This window comes from Pseudomonas sp. GM78 (genome assembly GCF_000282475.1).
Taxonomy (GTDB): Bacteria; Pseudomonadota; Gammaproteobacteria; order Pseudomonadales; family Pseudomonadaceae; genus Aquipseudomonas.
In genome coordinates, this window is the sequence record NZ_AKJF01000227.1 from 1 (window position 1) to 13,839 (window position 13,839).

17 protein-coding genes, 2 tRNA genes and 3 pseudogenes are annotated in these 13,839 nt (G+C 57.9%); 10 read left to right on the forward strand and 12 right to left on the reverse strand.

The annotated features are described in order from the left end of the window. From PMI35_RS34380 to PMI35_RS00360, 3 pseudogenes are all read left to right on the forward strand, one after another. A pseudogene (locus PMI35_RS34380) lies at positions 1-172 on the forward strand (terminase small subunit); the annotation flags it as partial. After that, a pseudogene (locus PMI35_RS0133185) lies at positions 173-1,174 on the forward strand (terminase large subunit domain-containing protein); the annotation flags it as partial. A 110-nt stretch (positions 1,175-1,284) separates the two neighbouring features. Further along, positions 1,285-1,944 (forward strand): annotated as a pseudogene (locus PMI35_RS00360) (nucleoid-associated protein); the annotation flags it as partial. 1 nt (position 1,945) lies between these two features. On the opposite strand, the gene PMI35_RS0133190 reads toward PMI35_RS00360, so the two are convergent. Next, entirely contained in the window at positions 1,946-2,242 is a 297-nt protein-coding gene (locus tag PMI35_RS0133190; RefSeq protein ID WP_032832193.1) for a hypothetical protein, read from the reverse strand. Between the two features lie 99 nt (positions 2,243-2,341). Here PMI35_RS0133190 and PMI35_RS00355 point away from each other — a divergent pair, with 99 nt between their 5' ends. Beyond that, positions 2,342-2,704 carry a hypothetical protein gene (locus PMI35_RS00355; RefSeq protein ID WP_008066643.1) on the forward strand — a complete coding sequence of 121 codons (363 nt, stop codon included), beginning with the start codon at positions 2,342-2,344 and terminating at the stop codon, positions 2,702-2,704. Positions 2,705-2,711: 7 nt separating this feature from the next. On the opposite strand, the gene PMI35_RS00350 is transcribed toward PMI35_RS00355, so the two are convergent. Beyond that, complete coding sequence (locus PMI35_RS00350; RefSeq protein ID WP_008066644.1) at positions 2,712-2,981, reverse strand: hypothetical protein; 270 nt, start codon at positions 2,979-2,981, stop codon at positions 2,712-2,714. Positions 2,982-3,386: 405 nt separating this feature from the next. Between PMI35_RS00350 and PMI35_RS00345 the strand changes: the two genes are divergently transcribed. After that, the gene (locus PMI35_RS00345) at positions 3,387-3,767 is read left to right on the forward strand and encodes a hypothetical protein (protein ID WP_157295865.1); all 381 of its coding nucleotides are present in this window, start codon (positions 3,387-3,389) and stop codon (positions 3,765-3,767) included. A 55-nt stretch (positions 3,768-3,822) separates the two neighbouring features. Here the strand turns inward: PMI35_RS00345 and PMI35_RS00340 are convergent, their stop codons facing one another. From PMI35_RS00340 to PMI35_RS35600, 3 genes are all read right to left on the reverse strand, one after another. After that, positions 3,823-4,026, reverse strand: coding sequence for a hypothetical protein (locus tag PMI35_RS00340; RefSeq protein ID WP_008066646.1), 204 nt, complete (start codon positions 4,024-4,026; stop codon positions 3,823-3,825). Positions 4,027-4,140: 114 nt separating this feature from the next. Beyond that, a complete protein-coding gene (locus tag PMI35_RS34385) occupies positions 4,141-4,380 on the reverse strand; it encodes a hypothetical protein (RefSeq protein ID WP_081504883.1) in 240 nt (79 codons plus the stop codon). Positions 4,381-4,943: 563 nt separating this feature from the next. Beyond that, entirely contained in the window at positions 4,944-5,243 is a 300-nt protein-coding gene (locus tag PMI35_RS35600; protein WP_008066648.1) for a hypothetical protein, read from the reverse strand. Positions 5,244-5,409: 166 nt separating this feature from the next. On the opposite strand from PMI35_RS35600, the gene PMI35_RS00330 reads away from it, so the two are divergent. Continuing rightward, complete coding sequence (locus tag PMI35_RS00330) at positions 5,410-5,736, forward strand: hypothetical protein (protein ID WP_008066649.1); 327 nt, start codon at positions 5,410-5,412, stop codon at positions 5,734-5,736. A 60-nt stretch (positions 5,737-5,796) separates the two neighbouring features. On the opposite strand, the gene PMI35_RS35605 is transcribed toward PMI35_RS00330, so the two are convergent. Next, positions 5,797-6,117, reverse strand: a complete 321-nt coding sequence (locus tag PMI35_RS35605; RefSeq protein ID WP_032832199.1) for a hypothetical protein — start codon at positions 6,115-6,117, stop codon at positions 5,797-5,799. A 162-nt stretch (positions 6,118-6,279) separates the two neighbouring features. Here PMI35_RS35605 and PMI35_RS00325 point away from each other — a divergent pair, with 162 nt between their 5' ends. Genes PMI35_RS00325 through PMI35_RS00315 form a run of 3 tightly spaced genes read left to right on the forward strand, consistent with a single transcriptional unit; the run spans position 6,280 to position 7,895 of the window. After that, positions 6,280-6,564: a hypothetical protein gene (locus tag PMI35_RS00325; RefSeq protein ID WP_008066650.1), complete on the forward strand. Its 285-nt coding sequence runs from the start codon at positions 6,280-6,282 to the stop codon at positions 6,562-6,564. A gap of 37 nt (positions 6,565-6,601) precedes the next feature. Further along, entirely contained in the window at positions 6,602-6,844 is a 243-nt protein-coding gene (locus PMI35_RS00320) for a DUF4224 domain-containing protein (protein WP_008066651.1), read from the forward strand. Between the two features lies 1 nt (position 6,845). After that, on the forward strand, positions 6,846-7,895 hold the full coding sequence (locus tag PMI35_RS00315) for a phage integrase (RefSeq protein ID WP_008066652.1): 1,050 nt from the start codon (positions 6,846-6,848) through the stop codon (positions 7,893-7,895). Positions 7,896-7,995: 100 nt separating this feature from the next. Here PMI35_RS00315 and PMI35_RS00310 read toward each other — a convergent pair. The 6 genes from PMI35_RS00310 to PMI35_RS00285 all read right to left on the reverse strand — a co-directional run bounded on the left by PMI35_RS00310 (position 7,996) and on the right by PMI35_RS00285 (position 11,920). After that, positions 7,996-8,069 (reverse strand) — tRNA-Cys (locus tag PMI35_RS00310). 45 nt (positions 8,070-8,114) lie between these two features. Further along, a tRNA-Gly gene (locus PMI35_RS00305) sits at positions 8,115-8,190 on the reverse strand. 63 nt (positions 8,191-8,253) lie between these two features. Beyond that, positions 8,254-8,814: a CDP-diacylglycerol--glycerol-3-phosphate 3-phosphatidyltransferase gene (gene pgsA / locus PMI35_RS00300; RefSeq protein WP_008066654.1), complete on the reverse strand. Its 561-nt coding sequence runs from the start codon at positions 8,812-8,814 to the stop codon at positions 8,254-8,256. Positions 8,815-8,847: 33 nt separating this feature from the next. Further along, positions 8,848-10,671, reverse strand: a complete 1,824-nt coding sequence (uvrC, locus tag PMI35_RS00295; RefSeq protein ID WP_008066656.1) for an excinuclease ABC subunit UvrC — start codon at positions 10,669-10,671, stop codon at positions 8,848-8,850. A 2-nt stretch (positions 10,672-10,673) separates the two neighbouring features. Then, positions 10,674-11,315 (reverse strand): response regulator transcription factor GacA, encoded by a 642-nt coding sequence (gacA, locus tag PMI35_RS00290; RefSeq protein WP_008015884.1) that lies wholly within the window; start codon positions 11,313-11,315, stop codon positions 10,674-10,676. 128 nt (positions 11,316-11,443) lie between these two features. Beyond that, a complete protein-coding gene (locus PMI35_RS00285; RefSeq protein WP_008066659.1) occupies positions 11,444-11,920 on the reverse strand; it encodes a GNAT family N-acetyltransferase in 477 nt (158 codons plus the stop codon). A 625-nt stretch (positions 11,921-12,545) separates the two neighbouring features. Here PMI35_RS00285 and PMI35_RS00280 point away from each other — a divergent pair. Beyond that, complete coding sequence (locus PMI35_RS00280) at positions 12,546-13,616, forward strand: 3-deoxy-7-phosphoheptulonate synthase (protein ID WP_008066661.1); 1,071 nt, start codon at positions 12,546-12,548, stop codon at positions 13,614-13,616. The last annotated feature ends 223 nt before the right edge of the window (positions 13,617-13,839 follow it).

Here is a 13,839-nt window from a genome sequence, read left to right on the forward strand (position 1 = left end):
AATCGAACTGATGCTAAAGGTCGACGCAGCGAAAGCGCTCATGCCGTTCATTCATCCGCGTAAAGGTGAAGGCGGCAAAAAAGAAGAAAAGGAAGATGCCGCGAAGAAGGCTGCCAAAGGCAAGTTCGGCGCTGCACCTCCACCCCCAACTCATTTGCGATCGGTGAAATAAGTGAACGAACCAACCTGGGACACAGCGTGCCCAGACTGGGAGTCGCGAATCATCAATCGACAATCACTGGTTCCGTTTCCGCCGCTGTTTCCGGATGAGGCGGCCGCGTGCATGCAGGTCCTCAATGACCTGCGGATTGTCGACGCACCGGGTAGCCCGTTGATTGGCGAATCCTGTGCACCGTGGATCAGTGACCTGGCCGGTGCCATTTTCGGCGCCTACAACTCCAATACTGGCGAGCGGCTGATTCAGGAGTTCTTTCTCCTCATCAGCAAAAAGAACGCAAAGAGCACCATTGCTGCCGCGATCATGCTCACGGTGCTGATTCGGAACTGGCGCCAGTCAGCCGAATTCATCATCCTGGCGCCGACGATCGAGGTGGCGAACAACGCCTACGCGCCGGCGCGCGACATGGTCAAACACGACGAAGAGCTTTCGGCGCTACTGCATGTGCAGGATCACGTTCGGACGATCACCCATCGTGAGTCCGGGGCGACATTAAAGGTGGTGGCCGCCGATCAAAACACTGTCGGTGGGAAGAAGGCCGCCGTCGTCCTGGTCGACGAGCTCCACCTGTTTGGCAAGAACCCGCACGCGGCCAACATGCTGCGCGAAGCCACCGGTGGACTTGCCTCTAGGCCCGAAGGGTTCGTGATCTATCTCACGACGCAGTCTGACCAGCCACCGGCGGGCGTGTTTCGCGAGAAGCTCCAGTACGCCCGCGGCGTGCGTGACGGCACGATTGTCGATCCGAACTTCCTGCCGGTGATCTACGAGTTTCCGAAAAAGATCCTTGAGGCTGATGATCACCGCAAGTCGGAGAATTTCTACATCACCAACCCAAACATGGGGTACTCGGTGAGCGAGAAATTCCTCATCCGGGAAATGAAAAAAGCGGAGGAGGCCGGTGAGGCTGAAGTGCTGGGCTTTATGTCCAAGCACCTTAACGTCGAGATCGGCCTCGCGTTGCGCTCAGACCGGTGGGCAGGCGCTGATTACTACCTGGAGCTGCGAGATAGCTGCAACCCAAACCACCTGGTTGCTTCTGGGTGGATCGCAGTTCCCGCGGAAGTGACGCTCGATGAGGCGCAGGCCGCGAAGGTGTTCTATGCCGCCGGGGCCTGGCATCAGGTGAAGGTCGCAGCGTGAGACGGATCAGCAACCAGGTGCACCAGCGCCGGCGACAGACATGGCTGGATCTCGATCACATCCATCTGGCCGCGCGGATCAACTTAAGCGAGTGGAAGAGCAATCCAGCATCCCGCCAGTACATCTCATTCATCAAGGGCAAGAACGGCCGAAAGGCAACCGACTACTTCCGCGACTTCATTGGCTGTCAGGAAGGTGTCGACGGCCCGGGCGAGACGCGCACGCTGCTCAAGGCGTTCAGCGATTACGTTGAGAGTGAAGACCTCGGCGAAGAATCGGCCCGCGAGAAAACGAACACTCTTGTCAGCTACTCAATGGCCCAGGCCAAGCTCGGCGAGCCGATCACCCTCGACGAGCTGTCCGAGTTGATCGACGAAGACCAGCCCAAGGCGTTCGCCGACTTCATCAAGGCTGCCGACTATGGGCTCTCCGACACCTTGCCGCCAGACAAGAAGACCTTGAACAAATTCCGGCGCTTCACCGGCCGGGCCGAAGGCCTGTCGATAAGCTTCGAACAGCACCTGCTCGGATCGAAGATCGAGTTCGACGAAGCAGGCGGAACGCTGACACTGCGCGGCCTTCCAACCCAGCTCACTGAACAGCTCAAGCGCGCAGCCGCCTGACTCAAGGAAGTGAAGGTTCTGGCGGATAGGGACCCATCAGTTTGTGAATGTTTGGCCAGACCATAAATGCTTGGGTCGCCTTTCCGCCGCGAGTGCAGTAAACCAAAAATTCGGATTTGCTGTCGCTGCTGACTCGGTACCGGTACTTGCCGCAGCCCTCGACGCCAGATTCAGCAAAGGCGCGTGTGATGCTTGGGTTGTCTGCCTTTATCCAGGGCGCCGGGTATTGCTCTTCCAGGGGCTTGGCCGAAGCAGCCATTGGCATCAGTACGCCAAGCGCCAGCAAAAATCGCTTCAATTCAAAACTCCTTCCGGCTCCATGCCGGGCTGAACACAAATACCCCACTTCAACGAATCGCGCCAGCCGGCTAGGCAGGCGTCTGTCTGGAGATTGCCCATGAGCACATTTGCCGTTTTCGGAATGAATGAACACTTCGCCCGCGAAGAGGCGAAGCGCAAGGTTCGCGACTTCAAGATTGAAAAGGGCAAGCGCATCGAGCTTTCGATGAGCCAATGGCTCCAGGCTGTCGAGGATCGCGTGATCAAGATCATGGACGGCAAGCGGGTCGCCCAACTCAGCAGTATGTTTGATGCTCCCCAGTACGCTGCCGAATACGCTGAGCGGATCCGCAAGCTCGGGCGCTGTCGTGACGTCATCATCAGAGCAAAGGTCAAGCTGCCGCAGAACGATGCAAGGCGGAAGTCGGCGACCAAGCTTTCGTGGATGGACTACTCGCCTGAATCGACAGCGGCCGCCTGACTCGCCCTCACCTATTGCGCAGGCTCCCCGAAATCAACTCATGCTTCGTAGCCTCGATGCGCGTAATCGCTGGGACCTGGTCTGACCGAAGCTGGATCTTCAAGTATTGCTGGGTACGCTCAGTGTCAAAGATTTGCTTTGCTGCCGCCATTTCCTCAATTAACTGCCGATTGACTGAGTAGTAGCCGCAGTTCGGACATTTAAACTCATCAAAACTGCCTACCGGAAAGGCTTTCTCGGCACTCTCGCGACATACGACACAGACAGTAATGCTCATACCTGACTCCTTGTGGATGACATATCAACTGTAGCTGATCCACACCCACCCTCCACCGCCCGGGCATGACCCGGCATAGGACGCCCCCTACCCACAAAAAACATCATGCCTGGCCGAAGGCGCGATCACTCATCTTCATCTAGTCGGAACCTGCTCAAGGCAGGGAAGCCCGGCAGTTTGCCGGTCTCTACCTCAACATGCCTCCCACCACAGTGCTCGCAATTGAAGACCTGGCTATCGATGTCATCGTCAAAGCAAAGCTCTACAGACGTGTCTTGATTGCACTTCTGGCAGATCAGTTTTCTCGTCATGGCTGTACCCCTGAGATTCCACCGCCATGAGCTTAGCCAACTTTTCCTTTAACCACCGAGGCACACAATCATGCCCACAGAAAACAAACTCGCCATGTCCCAGCCGGATGTAAAGCGCTGGCAATTAAAAGGTTTCATCCCTGGCGTTGAAGGTGAGAGCAAGGCTGTATTCCGGCCGATCGTGGTTTTGGTCGATGATTTCGACCGCATCGCCGCCGAGCGTGACGCCCTGCAGCTGCGCCTGAACGCAGCGGATCAGCGGATTGATGAGTTGATGAGCGCCCTCACTCGAATTCACGGGCGTTGCGAAGCGTTCGCTGATGATGAACGCGACATGCGGGTCACCTCGGTGGAGGTCATGCGTGACATCGCGTATCGGGCGCTGGGCCAAAATCCAGCGGAAAGTGAGCAAGATCAGGGAATCCCAGGCACCTCTTTCCGGCGCCTGAACATGCTGGCCAACCAGGGCGAATGACCATAATTCATTAACGCTAACGGCGTGACCCAAGCGTCACCGTCATCCCAACGATTCATCTCGTTTTATGAATGTCTGAATAATTCCGAAGCAACGATGTCCAGTCTTCGAGAGCCGCCTTTTGACGAGCGTCCGCTAAATTCCATTCAGGACCATACGTTTTTTTCTCGCTGATCATCTGTCGCATGACGGTGGTGGCCAACTCATATTCGCGATGAACCGCTAGCGCTTTTTCCAAAAACTCTTCTCGCCGATCCATGGGAACTCTCCAATTACAGGCAAGAAGTATCTCTCCATTTAACTTCAGCCGCTATAGCGGCAAGGAGGAAGTCATGATCAAAGACCCGGCCGCCCTATCTCGAGCAGCGTTACCTTAAACGTCAATCAGACGACCTGCCTGGTGCGAATCGATAGTTGGAATCATTCCGGATCCCTGGTGTTCCCCAATCCATTTCCTAGCCAGTTCCACGTCGAAGCGCCAGCCGTGTGCTTTCATCAACACAAGCGCCGCACCGGTGATTCTATATTGTCCACACTTCGGGCAGCTTCTTTCCAAGTAATCATCATCAGCATCAATTGCCACTGCAGGCTCACCACAAATCAAGCAAGTCATGAACTACCCCTTTTTTGGCTGATCGCTCAAATGTAGTAGACCGCAGCGAGGTGTTTCACTTTCGTGACAAACAAGAATCGATTCACCAACCCTACCCGATAAGCGGTTTCTCCCCGTCAAAGTTAGCCGCAATAACGGCGTTACGCCGAATGGAAAGCTCAGATAGCAGGCGGGCAATTAACGGGAACGGGTACGAGTGGGGCATTCATAAAGGCATCCCAACACGCATAGGCATCGTGCTGCCTCTTGCTCGCAACGTCCCAGGCGGGGCCTGAAACAACTCTGGATGAAACCAGTTGCATCATGCCCATTGTGGCGGCGTCCAGCTCCAACAGAAGCTTGTGTGACTCGACCCTGAAGTCGTCGATAGAAGCCATATTTGTGCCCTGGGCGGAGATCACCACCATCGAGTAACAGTCGTCACTCAGGCGGTTGAGCACAGCCGTTCCAGCTAATTCATCCGGTCTGACCACCGGTAAATCCTCCCCAACTTCAAAGTCAGCCGCTATAGCGGCACATCGAAGCGGGGCGAACGCGGACAGGAGTACATCTGTACTCCACCGCTATTTCGCCGTAGCTGGTCGGTGAGTACTCGCACCTACTGCAGCAGCCAGTTGACGAGCTCGACCGACACCCCAAGCCAAAACCCTGGTCATCGACTCGTTAGGGCGTGAGTCAACAGTCTCTTCATGCAACGCCATGCCATCGGGAGCATAAATCCCAATGAACATTTCAGTTTTTCCCTCGCGCGATAGCCTGACCTGCACGTCGATGAGGGTCCCATCATTGAGGACTTCATCATGTGTTCTGTGGTGGATTTCGGGGTCTGCCCACGCCCAGAAGAGGTCGCCTCTAAATCTCATAGAGCCCTCCCGTCTGTTCTTTGTGAGGGTCATTAAAGTCCAAAAATAGACCCATTCGAACGAAGTGAAACCCTGCCGAAACGGTATCGGACAACTGGTCGTAACAGCTGTACGAACTCAAATTCGCTGTACAACTTTCAGCCGCTATAGCGGTAAGGACGAAGTCATGCCTGAAGAAATCAAATTGATTCAGCCAGCACCGGTCGTGCGCGATGAAATGGGTTCGTTTCAGCACCCAGATATGCCCGACTTCGATGAGGGCGACGGTGACAAGTGCAAAGCATGGGTAGCTGAACAGGGCTTGGACGTGGCGATGGTGAGCCTTGAGTATGCCGACGAGGCTGTTGCCAATCGCTACTTCGAATCCAGCGGTCCGGACTACAGCTACTGGAAGCCAGATCGCCCAGATGGCGAAGGCTGGTTCTGCCTGGCTCTCCATGACACCGATGACGGCCCGGTCTGCTGGTGGGCGCGCCGCGAGGTGACGCCATGATCGCCCTCGCCTACATGGCCTGGCTCATCTACAAGGGGGCACGCTGACGAATTCAGCACATCAGGCGGAGCGATAAATGCCAAGGCGCGCGGTGGAAGGTAAAGGGGACAGCTTCGTAGCCGTAAGAATCATTGCTCGAGCAACACCGTAAGCCAAGGCTGCGCTCATAGATTCCCCTGGCCGCTCTTTGTAGTACTCCTCAAAGAGCATGCGCCCGCTTCCGTTGTAAGCGCTCACAAATAACTGAACCGCCCCCGTCCGAGAAGTGCGGACTTGGACGTCGATCTGTCCCCCATCAGGAAGCAAACCATCGTGACACCGTGTGTGAAGCTCGCTGTCCTTCCATTCCCAAAACACCCGCCTTCGTTGCTTTGAAAACATCATGTCGGTCCGTTTCAGAGAATTCGTCACTTTTACTCCCTTTCAGGGCAGCAAAGTGAATTATCTCTAACTTATTGAACTTTCATCTCGCCAAGCTGTATCGCGCACTCTTTTACTCTTCCACCTACCAGCCTGCCGGTGAACGGCGGGCCAGGAATACTCATGTCCGAAAAACCAGTTACTCCTGGCCCTTGGGATGTCCATCGTCGGATGAAGGATTGCGTGACCTTCAGCGGCAGGCACGGTGAGGAAAACCTTTTCCTCCAAAACGTCGACGGCTACTTCGCCTGCCAGAGCCCCGCCGATGCACGCCTGATTTCTGCGGCGCCGGAACTACTTGCCGCAGCCGTTGAGGCGCTGGCGGTGATCAACCGCATAAAGCCGGCCGGCAACGGAAACGGCACCCAAGTAAGGCTGGCGGAAGCCATCGCCAAAGCCACCCAATAACCAATTTCTGCCGCCACGCGCGGCATGGAGCAGCATCATGGAAGCAGAAATTCTTTCGGACGAAGAATTGGCCGAACTCACCGGCTACAAAGCCAGGGCCTACCAGCGGCGCTGGCTGATAGATCGCCATTGGGTGTTCGTCGAAAGCCGCGGCAAGCGTCCGCTTGTTGGCCGGATGTATGCCCGCATGAAGCTGGGCATGGTTTCTCCGGCAATCGCTGACCCAAATCCGCCTCCGGCGCGTCCGGCCTGGACACCAGACTTTTCCAGAGTGAGATGATATGCGCCCCCGCAAGACAGAGAATAGGGATTTGCCGCCAGGCATGGTGCGGCGTAAACGCCCCCGCAAGAACGGTACTGTTTGGGTGGGGTACTACTATCGGGACGCGAATGGCAAGGAGCTATCGCTTGGCAGTGACTTCGACAAGGCAAGGTTGAAATGGGCCGAACTGGAAGCCAAGGCCAAGCCCGCCGACCTGAAGGTCATGAAGGGGATTTTTGACAGATACGCGCGGGACATTATCCCGAAGAAGGCTCCACGCACCCAGAAGGACAACAGGGCTGAGCTCAAGTATCTACGAGATGCGTTTGATGACGCGCCGATCGATGCCATTACCCCGTCAATGGTTGCGCAGTATCGGGACGCAAGGACGGCCAAGACCAGGGCGAACAGGGAAATTGCCCTGCTGTCCCATGTGTTCAATATGGCGCGGGAATGGGGCTTCACCGATCGGGAGAACCCATGCGCTGGCGTTCGGAAAAACAAGGAAAAGGTACGGGACTACTACGCAAACGACATGGTCTGGGCGGCAGTATATGGACAAGCTCCGCAGGAGCTGAAAGACGCGATGGACTTGGCCTATTTGACGGGGCAGCGCCCGGCCGACGTTATCGCAATGACGAGTGGAGACATAGAGGGGGATTACTTGACGGTGCAGCAAGGAAAAACCAGCAAGCGCCTTCGAATCCAGATGCAGGCCGATGGCGTGAAAAATAGCCTAGGCCTTCTCATAGAGGAAATCATGGAGAGGAACAAACAGCAGAGCTCGCAGCACTTCATCCTCAGCAAGTCGGGGATGCGCGTTTCTCAGCAGATGTTACGTAACAGATGGGATGACGCCCGGGAAGCGGCTCGAACGCTGGCGGTCAGAGAGGGCCGGACTGATGACGCAGAGAAGATCCGCCAGTTCCAATTCAAGGATATCCGACCAAAAGCAGCGTCGGAAATCACTGACATTGCGGACGCGAGCCTCCTGCTGGGCCACTCTGAACAAGAGATCACCAAGCGCGTTTATCGTCGTATCGGGGCGATCGCCCAGCCGGCAAAATGAAATAGTTTCGGAACTCCACCCACTAAAGTTTCGGAACTCCTGCACTTTCCTGAGCACAATAAAAAACCCCGCAGACGTTAATCTGCGGGGCTTTCAATAGTGGAGGCCGAGGTCGGAATCGAACCGGCGTAGGCGGATTTGCAATCCGCTGCATAACCATTTTGCTACTCGGCCTCAAAACATCTGCTGTCAGTAGCGCGACATCAAATGCGTAAAACTTGGAGCGGGAAACGAGACTCGAACTCGCGACCCCGACCTTGGCAAGGTCGTGCTCTACCAACTGAGCTATTCCCGCGTCTTGGTGTGGCGCATTCTATAGAATCCAGAAGCCCCGTCAACCCTTTGATTCAAAAAAGTTTTATTTCTTTTGCACGTCAGTCTTCAGGTGCGGCCAGGCAGCCCGCAAATACTGAACCATGGACCACAAAGTCAGGCCTGCGGAGACCATCAGCAAGGCGTAGCCCAACAAGACCCAGAAGCTGAAGTCCTTCGGATTGGCCAGCAGGATTACCAGCGCCAGCATTTGCGCGGCGGTTTTCCATTTGCCCAGGTTCGACACGGCCACGTGCGCACGGGCGCCAAGCTCGGCCATCCATTCGCGCAAGGCCGAGACCACGATCTCGCGACCGATGATCACGGCAGCCGGCAGCGTGAGCCACAGGTTGCCGTGTTCCTGTACCAGCAACACCAGGGCAACGGCGACCATCAGCTTGTCGGCCACGGGGTCGAGGAAGGCCCCGAACGGCGTGCTTTGTTCCAGGCGTCGGGCCAGGTACCCGTCCAGCCAGTCAGTGGCGGCGGCAAAGGCGAAGACCGAGGCTGACGCCAGGTAACTCCAGTGGTAAGGCAGGTAGAACAGCAAAATGAAGATCGGTATGAGCAGGACGCGTAGAACGGTAATCAGATTAGGGATATTCATCGGCACAACTGGCTACGAGGTGAGGGGGGCATTCTACTCGCTGTGCAGATTGGCATAAATCAACTCTGCGAGCTTTTTACTGATCCCGGGAGCTTTGGCGATCTCTTCGATGCTGGCACGAGACAGCTCCTGCAATCCACCAAAATGTTTGAGCAAATCGCGCCGACGTGTCGGCCCGACTCCGGCAACGCCTTCAAGCGTCGAGGTGCGCCGGGTTTTGCCGCGTCGCGCGCGGTGCCCGGTAATCGCAAAACGGTGGGCTTCGTCGCGAATCTGCTGGATCAGGTGCAGCGCGGGGGAATCACCGCGCAAGGTGAATTCGTGGGCGGCATCGTTGAGGTACAGGGTTTCAAAACCGGCCTTGCGCGTCGCACCCTTGGCTACGCCGAGCAGGATCAGGTCGGGGACCGCCAGCTCATCAAGCACGTCGCGAGCCATCGACAGTTGGCCCTTGCCGCCGTCGACCAGCAGGATGTCCGGCAGCTTGCCCTCCCCGTCCTTGAGCTTGCTGAAGCGCCGGGTCAGTGCCTGGTGCATGGCGGCGTAGTCATCGCCCGCCGTGACGCCCTCGATGTTGTAGCGCCGGTAATCGGACTTGATCGGGCCTTCGGGGCCAAACACCACGCACGAGGCCACGGTCGCCTCCCCGCTGGAGTGACTGATGTCATAGCACTCGAGGCGCTGGGGTGGCTCGTCCAGCTTGAGCACTTCGGCCAGGGCGTCGAAACGCGCGGCAACGTGTTGTCGGTTGGCCAGGCGCGCGCCCAGGGCCTGCTCGGCATTGGTCACCGCCAACTGCTGCCAGCGCGCACGCGTACCACGCACCCGGTGGCTAATGGTCAGTTCGCGACCGCGCAGCTCGTGAATGGCTGCGATCAGTGTCGGAAAATCTTCGTGAACCACATTAACGATCAGCTCGCTCGGCAAGTCGCGTTCGGGACTGCTGACGTAGTACTGGCCGAGAAACGCCGCCATGACTTCTGACACGTCCTCTTCGATACCCACCTGCGGGAAGAAGTTCTTGCTTCCCAGCACTCGCCCACCGCGCACGCTGATCAGGTGGACGCAGGCACCGCCGGGATTGACGAACGCTGCAATCACATCGACGTCGCCGGTGCCCCCTTCCATGCTCTGTTGATCCTGGACCCGGCGCAGCAGCGAAATCTGGTCGCGCAGTTCGGCGGCACGCTCGAATTCGAGGTTGATCGCCGCCTCTTCCATGGCCGCAGACAGTTCGTCGCTCAACGCATTGCTGCGCCCTTCAAGGAACATCACCGAGTGCCGCACATCTTCGGCATACACCTGCGGGTCGACCAGGCCGACACAAGGTGCCTTGCAGCGCTTGATCTGGTACTGCAGGCAAGGCCGCGTGCGGTTCTTGTAATAGCTGTCTTCGCACTGGCGAACGAAAAAGGCCTTTTGCAACAGGCTCAGGCTTTCGCGAATCGCTCCGGCGCTCGGATAGGGACCGAAGTATTTACCCTTGGCCTTCTTCGCCCCGCGGTGGATGCTCAACCGTGGGAACTGGCCATCGGAAAGAAAGACATAAGGGTAGGATTTGTCGTCGCGCAGCAGAATGTTGTACGGCGGACGCCACTCCTTGATCAGCGTCTGCTCGAGCAGCAAGGCCTCGGTTTCATTGGCCGTGATGGTCGTTTCGACCTGGGCGATACGGGCGACCAGCGCAGCGGTCTTGGGGGCCAGGCCGGTTTTTCGAAAGTAGCTCGACAGGCGATTCTTGAGATTCTTGGCCTTGCCGACGTAGAGCAGGCGCGCATCGCTGTCGAACATGCGATAGACGCCGGGGCGCCCGCTGACCGTTGACAGGAAGGCGCTTGGATCGAATTTTTCAGTCATTTTCAGAGGCTGGCATCAACCATGCCGTGTCGCACCGCCAACAGCGTCAACTCGACATCGCTGCTGATCGAAAGCTTTTCGAAAATGCGGTATCGGTAGGTGTTCACGGTTTTCGGCGACAGGCACAACTTGTCGGAAATGATCTGGACTTTCTGGCAGCCGACGATCATCAGCGCGATCTGGATCTCCCGTTCCGACAGCGCGTCAAAGGGCGAATCGTTGGTCGGCTGGAACGACTTGATCGCCAGTTGCTGGGCAATTTGCGGGCTGATGTAGCGCTGCCCGGCAAATACCAGGCGGATGGCCTGGACCATTTCCGGCAATCCGGCACCCTTGGTCAGGTAGCCCGCTGCGCCGGCTTGCAACAGCCGGGTAGGAAACGGATCTTCCTCGCACACGGTCACCGCGACGACCTTGATGTCGGGATGGCTGCGCAACAATTTGCGAGTGGCTTCAAGACCGCCGATCCCGGGCATTTTGACGTCCATCAAGACCACATCGGGTTTCAACTCGCGCGCCTTGAGCAGGGACTCTTCCCCGGACTCTGCCTGGCCGACTACTTGCAGGCCATCGATGTCAGCCAGCATTCGCGTAATGCCTGTACGAACGAGATCATGGTCATCGACTACTAGCACCCTAATCAAGCAGACACCCCGCGATATGATCTAATTTGGATTGCCCGCCACCTTAGCAAAAAGCATCTGGCAGACCTAGCGCCCAGCGCTATATAAAAAGTTTCCATTCGTCTTGCAGGGCTTGTCGGCAGTGTGTTTCAGCCAGGAGCAGCGAACACTTCACGTTCCATGCGCAGGAAACACTCGTCCCTGCCCACCACCTTCAAGCCCTTGCGTTCGTACAAGGCACGCGCCGGATTATTTTCAAAAACCGTCAAGCGCAAGCGCTGGTGCCCTTCCCTGCACGCCAGTGCCAGTACCTGATCGATGGCCCAGGAACCGGCACCCTGCCCTCGAAACGCCTGGCCAACATGAAGTTCGCGGATGTACAGCGCCCGGGCATCCCGACTGAGGCTGACGAACCCCAGTCGACGCTCGCCGCTCACGATTATCCGATTGTCCCGCCCGGCCCAGGCGACATCGAACGCTTCGTCCTGCCACAACAGATCGTGCTGGATGTAATAGCGCAGCATGTTGACGCGCGTCAGTTCCCGGGCGAAATCGAGGTCGCGGTCCGTTGCCGGGCGCCAGTCAGCAGCCGGCAAGTCGCGGCGAAGGTCATGCAATGGCGTCATGCTTGATCCTGTGACGGGGGTCGTTTTCAAAAACAAGGAGTGTGTGTCACAACCCCATGGGCACTCAAGCGATAGAAACCGCCGCTGATGACCGATAGCATTTTCTGATTGAAACCTCGCACCGGCCTCTAGTAAGCTCGGCGCATTCATCGGAGACAGACCATGTTCAACGCCCGCCCACCGCTTCGTACCGCCAGCGCCCCGCGCTCGGTTGCGGCTGCCCGGGTGAACGATGTGTGCGCTCCAGCAAGCTTTTATTTTGGGTATTGGTTTAGCCACTGGCGCGCCTGATACCCACACGGCGCCCACTTCAGACGGGTCGCCACCAGAGAACTTTCAACCCCCGGTCGGCCTCCCGACCGGGGGTTTTGTTTTTTGGGCCCGCCACTTATTTAGCGACACACCGCCATCAAGAGGATTCATGAAATGAACTACGCCACTTATTACCGTCACGACAGTTTTACCGCCTGGCGATTTACCACCCTCCGCTCGGGACAGCCTGCCGCCTCCGATCGGTCACCCACTGGTGGCAAGCACACACACGCAGCCAATCCGGCCAATTGTCGAACACCCCAGTAGGGCCGAGCGCGCGGGTACGACCCGCCGCCGCCCAGGAAGCCTGAACATGAACTCGTCCGTCTCTGCTCTGCCACTGTCGACCCTCAACCCTGCCAACGAAGCGCTGACCCTGCGCCTGCCAAGTTCGTTGCAACTCAAACAGCAATTGCCACTGAGCAATGCCCTGGCCCGCCAAGTCGCTGCTCACCGCCAGGCGGTTCGCGCGATCCTCGACGGGGAAGACTCCCGCCTGCTGGTCATCGTCGGCCCCTGCTCGATCCATGACCCGAAATCAGCCCTCGAATACGCCGGGAACCTGGCTCGCCTGGCCGCCGACGTCAGCGACCAGATGCTCCTGGTGATGCGCGCCTACGTCGAAAAACCTCGCACCACGGTCGGCTGGAAAGGCCTGGCCTACGATCCGCACCTGGATGGCAGCGATGACATGGCCGGTGGCCTGACCCTGTCCCGGGAATTGATGCGTGAAATGCTCATGCTTGGCTTGCCGGTGGCGACTGAACTGCTGCAACCCATGGCCGCTGGCTACTTCGACGACCTGCTGAGCTGGGTGGCCATTGGCGCCCGCACCACCGAATCGCAGATCCATCGGGAGATGGCCAGCGGCCTGGGCATGCCAGTAGGCTTCAAGAACGGCACCGACGGCGGTGTCGGCGTGGCCTGTGACGCCATGCGCTCGGCCGCCCATCCGCACCGCCATTTCGGTGTCGACAGCCAGGGCCATCCCGCGATCATCCAGACCCCGGGCAACGCCGACACCCACCTGGTGCTGCGCGGCGGCCATCACGGCCCGAACTACGATCGCGCCAGCGTCGCCCGCGTGCACGCCGACTTGACCCGACTGAAGATCCCGACCCGGATCATGGTCGACTGCAGCCACGCCAACAGCAGTAAAGATCCGCTGCGCCAGCCTGCCGTGTTCAACGACGTACTGGAACAACGCCTGCAGGGTGATCGCTCGCTGATCGGCATGATGATCGAAAGTCACTTGTTCGAGGGTTGCCAGCCGCTGAGCTCTTCGCTGAAGTACGGTGTTTCGGTCACCGACGGCTGTCTGGGCTGGAGCGCAACAGAACAGCTGTTGCGCCAGGCGGCGGATCGGCTGCGGACACAGGGATAACGCCTGTAGGAGCGAGCATGCTCCGGGCGGCGTTCCGACGAAAAACGTCCAGACAACGCGTTCATCCAGACAGGGCGCGTTATCGTTGATGTCCATTGCCAGCAGGCTGGCTCCCACAGGGGATCAGGTACACCCGTAAAAGTCAGGTCGGCTTTAAGGCCGCCTCGCTTTGGCTTTGGATTTGGGCGCCCCGTTAAACCACGATGGCCGAACGCAGGCATTG

Excerpts from the sequence above, each read along its gene's own strand:
- PMI35_RS00325 (WP_008066650.1), top strand. The coding sequence starts at position 6,280 with ATGTCCGAAAAACCAGTTACTCCTGGCCCTTGGGATGTCCATCGTCGG.
- PMI35_RS00280 (WP_008066661.1), top strand. The coding sequence starts at position 12,546 with ATGAACTCGTCCGTCTCTGCTCTGCCACTGTCGACCCTCAACCCTGCC.
- PMI35_RS35600 (WP_008066648.1), bottom strand. The coding sequence starts at position 5,243 with ATGAGATTTAGAGGCGACCTCTTCTGGGCGTGGGCAGACCCCGAAATC.
- PMI35_RS00345 (WP_157295865.1), top strand. The coding sequence starts at position 3,387 with ATGTCCCAGCCGGATGTAAAGCGCTGGCAATTAAAAGGTTTCATCCCT.
- PMI35_RS00350 (WP_008066644.1), bottom strand. The coding sequence starts at position 2,981 with ATGAGCATTACTGTCTGTGTCGTATGTCGCGAGAGTGCCGAGAAAGCC.
- PMI35_RS00285 (WP_008066659.1), bottom strand. The coding sequence starts at position 11,920 with ATGACGCCATTGCATGACCTTCGCCGCGACTTGCCGGCTGCTGACTGG.
- PMI35_RS35605 (WP_032832199.1), bottom strand. The coding sequence starts at position 6,117 with ATGTTTTCAAAGCAACGAAGGCGGGTGTTTTGGGAATGGAAGGACAGC.
- pgsA (WP_008066654.1), bottom strand. The coding sequence starts at position 8,814 with ATGAATATCCCTAATCTGATTACCGTTCTACGCGTCCTGCTCATACCG.
- PMI35_RS00355 (WP_008066643.1), top strand. The coding sequence starts at position 2,342 with ATGAGCACATTTGCCGTTTTCGGAATGAATGAACACTTCGCCCGCGAA.
- PMI35_RS00320 (WP_008066651.1), top strand. The coding sequence starts at position 6,602 with ATGGAAGCAGAAATTCTTTCGGACGAAGAATTGGCCGAACTCACCGGC.
- PMI35_RS00340 (WP_008066646.1), bottom strand. The coding sequence starts at position 4,026 with ATGGATCGGCGAGAAGAGTTTTTGGAAAAAGCGCTAGCGGTTCATCGC.
- PMI35_RS00315 (WP_008066652.1), top strand. The coding sequence starts at position 6,846 with ATGCGCCCCCGCAAGACAGAGAATAGGGATTTGCCGCCAGGCATGGTG.
- PMI35_RS34385 (WP_081504883.1), bottom strand. The coding sequence starts at position 4,380 with ATGACTTGCTTGATTTGTGGTGAGCCTGCAGTGGCAATTGATGCTGAT.
- PMI35_RS00330 (WP_008066649.1), top strand. The coding sequence starts at position 5,410 with ATGCCTGAAGAAATCAAATTGATTCAGCCAGCACCGGTCGTGCGCGAT.
- uvrC (WP_008066656.1), bottom strand. The coding sequence starts at position 10,671 with ATGACTGAAAAATTCGATCCAAGCGCCTTCCTGTCAACGGTCAGCGGG.